Here is a 4,098-nt window from a genome sequence, read left to right as displayed (position 1 = left end):
AGGGACAGGTTGGTGGTGTCGACGGTGTCGGTCACGGTGGTGCTGACCGGGGTCTTGTCGGCGACGAGATTTTCGAAGTTGCCGCCGCTGACGTTGGTGATCGAGTTGGTCAGCGGAGCGTTGCCGGTCAGCGCATCGTTCGGTGCGACGGCGGTTACGGTGCCGGTGGTCTGGCCGACGGCGATGGTGATGTTCTGGCCGTTGGCCAACGTCACGACAACTGGCGAACCGGTGACGGGGGCGCCGACGGTTGCGGTGTAGACGACGTTGCCGCCTTCTGCCGCTGTGGCGGTTGCGCTCAGTTTTACGGTGGTGGTGTCGACGGTGTCGGTGACGCTGGTCACTGCTGGCGCGGTGCTCGGTACCAGGTTTTCGAAGTTACCACCGGTCGCGGTTTTGATCGTGGCTTGCACGGAACCTGCATCTTTGTAGACGTCGTCGGAGGGTGCCGCAACGGTTGCAGTGCCGGTTGTTTCGCCAGCCTTGATGGTGATCACGGCGCCGTTCGACAGGGTGACGGTCACAGGCGAGCCAGCGGCGTTGGTCAGTGTCGCGGTGTAGGTGATCTGGCCACCTTCGGCCACGGAGCCGGTTGCGCTCAGTGACAGATTGGTGGTGTCGACGGTGTCGGTCACGGTGGTGCTGACCGGGGTCTTGTCGGCAACGAGGTTTTCGAAGTTACCGCCGGTTACGTTAGTGATCGAGTTGGTGATCGGAGCGTGGCCGGTCACTGCATCGTTCGAAGCAACAGCGGTTGCAGTGCCGGTAGTCTGACCGACGCCGATGGTGATGGTCTGACCGTTGGCCAGAGTTACCACAACTGGTGAGCCGGTAACCGGAGCGCCGACGGTGGCGGTGTAAGTTACGGTGCCGCCTTCGGCTACCGAAGTATCGGCGGTCAATTTGACGGTCGACGTGTCGATGGTGTCGGTGACAGTCGTCACGGCTGGAGCAGTGCTCGGTACCAGGTTCTCGAAGTTGCCGCCGGTGGCTTTGGTGATCGTCGCCTGCACCGAGCCGGCATCTTTGTAGACGTCATCGGACGGTGCCGCAACGGTTGCAGTGCCGGTTGTTTCGCCAGCCTTGATGGTGATCACGGCGCCGTTCGACAGGGTGACGGTCACAGGCGAGCCAGCGGCGTTGGTCAGTGTCGCGGTGTAGGTGATCTGGCCACCTTCGGCCACGGAGCCGGTTGCGCTCAGTGACAGATTGGTGGTGTCGACGGTGTCGGTCACGGTGGTGCTGACCGGAGTCTTGTCGGCGACGAGATTTTCGAAGTTGCCACCGGTTACGCCAGTGATCGAGTTGGTAATCGGAGCGTGGCCGTTCAGTGCATCGTTCGAAGCAACAGCGGTTGTAGTGCCGGTAGTCTGGCCGACGCCGATGGTGATGGTCTGGCCGTTGGCCAGTGTCACGACCACAGGCGAGCCAGTAACTGGCGCACCGACGGTGGCGGTGTAAGTCACGGTGCCGCCTTCAGCCACCGAAGTATCGGCGGTCAGTTTTACCGTCGAGGTATCGATGGTGTCGGTGACCTGGGTGATCGCAGGCGTAGTGCTCGGAACGAGGTTCTCGAAGTTACCACCGGTGGCACTGGTGATCGTCGCCTGCACAGAGCCGGCGTCTTTGTAGACATCGTCGGACGGTGCAGGAACAGTTGCGGTGCCGGTGGTTTCGCCAGCCTTGATGGTGATCACGGCACCGTTCGACAGGGTCACGATCACTGGCGAGCCAGCGGCGTTGGTCAGTGTAGCGGTGTAAACAATCGAACCACCTTCGGCCACAGAACCGGTCGCACTCAGCGAAAGGTTGGTGGTGTCGGTAACGTCGGTGACAGAAGTCGAGACCGGAGTTTTATCCGCAACCAGATCTTCGAAGTTGCCACCGGTCACGCCAGTGATCGAGTTGGTGATCGGCGCATTGCCGGTCAGCGCATCGTTCGCAGCAACAGCGGTTGCGGTGCCAGTAGTCTGACCGACGCCGATGGTGATGGTCTGACCGTTGGCCAGAGTTACCACAACAGGCGAACCAGTCACTGGCGCACCAACGGTGGCGGTGTAAGTCACGGTTCCGCCTTCAGCCACCGAAGTATCAGCCGTCAGTTTGACGGTCAAAGTATCGATGGTGTCGGTGACCTGGGTGATCGCAGGCGTAGTGCTCGGAACGAGGTTCTCGAAGTTACCGCCGGTAGCGCTGGTGATCGTCGCCTGCACGGAACCAGCATCTTTGTAGACGTCATCGGACGGTGCAGGAACGGTTGCGGTGCCGGTTGTTTCGCCAGCCTTGATGGTGATCACAGCACCGTTCGACAGGGTCACGGTCACGGGCGAGCCAGCGGCGTTGGTCAATGTCGCGGTGTACGTAATCTGGCCACCTTCAGCCACCGAATTGCTGGCGCTGAGCGACAGATTGGTGGTGTCGTTAACATCCGTAACAGTGGTCGAAACTGGAGTTTTGTCTGCAACCAGATCTTCGAAATTGCCGCCAGTTACGCCAGTGATCGAGTTGGTGATCGGAGCGTTGCCGGTCAGCGCATCGTTCGCAGCAACAGCGGTTGCGGTGCCAGTAGTCTGACCGACGCCGATGGTGATGGTCTGACCGTTGGCCAGAGTTACCACAACAGGCGAACCAGTAACTGGCGCACCAACGGTGGCGGTGTAAGTCACGGTGCCGCCTTCAGCCACCGAAGTGTCGGCCGTCAGTTTGACCGTCGAAGTGTCGATGGTGTCGGTGACAGTCGTCACCGCTGGAGCAGTGCTCGGTACGAGGTTCTCGAAATTGCCACCGGTAGCGCTAGTGATCGTTGCCTGGACGGAACCGGCGTCTTTATAAACGTCATCGGCTGGCGCAGGAACGGTCGCGGTGCCGCTGGTTTCACCAGCCTTGATGATGATCACTGCACCGTTCGACAAAGTCACGGTCACTGGTGAGCCAGCAGCATTGGTCAATGTCGCGGTGTAAGTGATCTGGCCACCTTCAGCCACCGAGTTGCTGGCGCTGAGCGACAGATTGGTGGTGTCGTTAACATCCGTAACAGTGGTCGAAACTGGAGTTTTGTCTGCAACCAGATCTTCGAAATTGCCGCCAGTTACGCCAGTGATCGAGTTGGTGATCGGAGCGTTGCCGGTCAGCGCATCGTTCGCAGCAACAGCGGTTGCGGTGCCAGTAGTCTGACCGACGCCGATGGTGATGGTCTGACCGTTGGCCAGAGTTACCACAACAGGCGAACCAGTAACTGGCGCACCAACGGTGGCGGTGTAAGTCACGGTGCCGCCTTCAGCCACCGACGTATCAGCCGTCAGTTTGACGGTCGAGGTATCGATGGTATCGGTGACAGTCGTTACGGCCGGAGCTGTGCTCGGTACCAAGTTCTCGAAATTGCCGCCGGTAGCGCTGGTGATCGTTGCCTGAACAGAGCCGGCGTCTTTGTAGACGTCGTCGGACGGTGCAGGAACAGTTGCGGTGCCGGTGGTTTCGCCAGCCTTGATGGTGATCACGGCACCGTTCGACAGGGTCACGATCACTGGCGAGCCAGCGGCGTTGGTCAATGTCGCGGTGTAGGTGATCTGGCCACCTTCGGCCACGGAACCGGTCGCACTCAGAGACAGGTTGGTGGTGTCGGCAACGTCGGTGACGGAAGTCGAAACCGGAGTTTTGTCCGCCACCAGATCTTCGAAGTTGCCGCCGGTTACGCCAGTGATCGAGTTGGTGATCGGAGCATTACCGGCCAACGCATCGTTCGCAGCAACAGCAGTTGCAGTGCCAGTAGTCTGACCGACGCCGATGGTGATGGTCTGACCGTTGGCCAGAGTTACCACAACAGGCGAGCCGGTGACCGGAGCACCCACAGTGGCGGTGTAGGTGACCGTGCCGCCTTCAGCGACCGAGGTATCGGCGGTCAGTTTGACTGTCGAGGTATCGATGGTATCGGTGACAGTCGTTACGGCCGGAGCTGTGCTCGGTTCCAGGTTCTCGAAGTTGCCACCGGTAGCGCTAGTGATCGTTGCCTGGACGGAACCGGCGTCTTTGTAGACGTCATCGGACGGCGCAGGAACGGTCGCGGTGCCGCTGGTTTCACCAGCCTTGATGGTGATCACT

1 protein-coding gene is annotated in these 4,098 nt (G+C 60.3%); it reads right to left on the bottom strand.

Going from position 1 to position 4,098, the window contains the following annotated elements; genetic code table 11:
- Nucleotides 1–4,098 (bottom strand): immunoglobulin-like domain-containing protein (locus OQK_RS31165; protein WP_038861170.1); only part of this gene is annotated, 4,098 nt, incomplete at both ends.

Origin of the sequence: Pseudomonas sp. R62, from assembly GCF_000257605.1 — a bacterium.
In the GTDB taxonomy this organism is placed as follows: Bacteria; Pseudomonadota; Gammaproteobacteria; order Pseudomonadales; family Pseudomonadaceae; genus Aquipseudomonas; species Aquipseudomonas atacamensis.
The sequence above is the reverse complement of the archived record's forward strand: the minus strand, read 5'-3'. Positions and strand labels throughout refer to the sequence as shown.